1 pseudogene is annotated in these 395 nt (G+C 53.4%); it reads left to right on the top strand.

Going from position 1 to position 395, the window contains the following annotated elements:
- Window positions 1-395 (top strand): annotated as a pseudogene (locus tag EOB49_RS31895) (recombinase family protein); the annotation flags it as partial.

The raw sequence follows: 395 nt of genomic DNA, 5'->3' as shown, positions 1-395 counted from the left end.
TTTGACATGTGCATTTCAGGTCTCGGTCTGCCTGCTATCGCCAAAGCGTTGAACGATGCCGGGGTAAAGCCATGGGCAATGGAAAAGCGCAAAACCCGTAGGGCAGATTATTGGACCATTGCCAGCGTCAGCTACTTCCTCGCAAGCCGGGCCGTGTTCGGTGAGTTCTATTCGCCAAAGCTACAGCGGGTCTATCCCAATCATTTCCCGGTGATCGTTGAAAAAGAGATTTTTGACCGGGCACAAGCAGCCAAGGCAACCCGGTTGAAGGCGGGTAAGGGCAGGAAGGGAGCCACGTACACCAATCTGTTCGGCCAACGAGCATACTGCCAAGATTGCGAAGAGCCGATGACCATTAGGAACCCCAAGAAGGGCAGAGCCACACAGTTTTATTG

Source organism: Mesorhizobium sp. M7A.F.Ca.MR.148.00.0.0, from assembly GCF_003997735.1.
Taxonomy (GTDB): domain Bacteria; phylum Pseudomonadota; class Alphaproteobacteria; order Rhizobiales; family Rhizobiaceae; genus Mesorhizobium.
The sequence above is the reverse complement of the archived record's forward strand: the minus strand, read 5'-3'. Positions and strand labels throughout refer to the sequence as shown.